We start from the raw sequence: 1,057 nt of genomic DNA, 5'->3' as shown, positions 1-1,057 counted from the left end.
GAGCCTAGAGCGTGTCGCGTTTGACGTGATTCAGGATTCCCATTTGAGTTGTGTGATGATTCATTGTGGTTCGAAGGAGAACTGCGATGGGCAAGCCGTTACCGATTGCGTTGCGTGAGCGTGTTGCTGCGTTTGTCGATGAAGGCCATGGGCACCGGGAGGCGGCACGGCATTTCCGCGTTTCCCCGCGCTTCGTGAATGAACTGATGAAGCTTCGGCGTGAGACGGGTTCGCTTGCGCCGCGCCGTCAGGGTCGTGCGCCTGGATGGGGCAAGCTTGCACCGCATGCCACTTTCGTACGTGAGCGGATAGCGCAGACCGGCGAACTGACACTGGACGAGCTTTGCATCGCGCTTGAGGGGCGTGGGGTGATCGTCCACCGCTCCAGTGCTGGTCGCCTGCTGCACCGTCTCGGGCTCAGCCACAAAAAAAACGCTGCTGGCCAGCGAACAGGAACGTCCCGACATCCGTGAGGCACGCCAGATGTGGATCAGGCGGCGAAAGCACTTCTTCGCCAAAGCCTTGCCGCGCCTGATCTTCATCGATGATGACGTCGACCAACACCAAGCTGACCAAACGTACCGGCTGGTCACCGAAAGGCGAGCATTACAGGACGCATGCGCCCTTCGGTCAATGGCATACCCAGACGTTCATCGCTGGTCTGCGCTGTCACGGCATGGTCGCGCCGTGGATCGTCGATGCACCGATGAATGCCCGTCGCTTCGAGACATGGATCGAAACGCAACTGGCGCCTGAGCTTCAGGCCGGCGACGTCGTCATCCTCGACAATGTCGCCTTCCACAAGAGCGAGCGCGCCGCCGAACTGGTGCGCCAGCGCGGCGCATGGCTGCTCTTTCTGCCGCCATACTCGCCCGATCTGAACCCGATCGAGATGGCGTTCTCAAAACTCAAGGCGTTGCTGCGCAAGTGCGCGGCCAGAACCTTCGACACCCTATGCCATGCACTCGGCGACATCTGTGGCCTCTTCGATCCAACACAATGCCGAAACTTCTTCAAAGCCGCAGGATATGAGGCCTATTAAACACGACACGCTTTA

At 59.6% G+C, this 1,057-nt stretch carries 2 protein-coding genes; one reads left to right on the top strand and one right to left on the bottom strand.

Going from position 1 to position 1,057, the window contains the following annotated elements:
• Positions 1–98: 98 nt before the first annotated feature.
• On the bottom strand, positions 99–542 hold the full coding sequence (locus tag AC5XE7_RS20825; protein ID WP_495367433.1) for a hypothetical protein: 444 nt from the start codon (positions 540–542) through the stop codon (positions 99–101).
• Positions 543–544: 2 nt separating this feature from the next.
• Between AC5XE7_RS20825 and AC5XE7_RS20820 the strand changes: the two genes are divergently transcribed.
• Positions 545–1,042 carry an IS630 family transposase gene (locus tag AC5XE7_RS20820; protein WP_495367432.1) on the top strand — a complete coding sequence of 166 codons (498 nt, stop codon included), beginning with the start codon at positions 545–547 and terminating at the stop codon, positions 1,040–1,042.
• Positions 1,043–1,057 lie beyond the last annotated feature (15 nt).

The sequence above is a fragment of the Aquamicrobium sp. YD-1-mutant5 genome, assembly GCF_059509755.1.
This window is presented reverse-complemented; position numbering and strand designations above follow the sequence as displayed.

Bases quoted from the DNA above. Each gene is read 5' to 3' on its own strand.
- AC5XE7_RS20825 (WP_495367433.1), bottom strand. From the start codon at position 542: ATGAAGATCAGGCGCGGCAAGGCTTTGGCGAAGAAGTGCTTTCGCCGC.
- AC5XE7_RS20820 (WP_495367432.1), top strand. From the start codon at position 545: ATGATGACGTCGACCAACACCAAGCTGACCAAACGTACCGGCTGGTCA.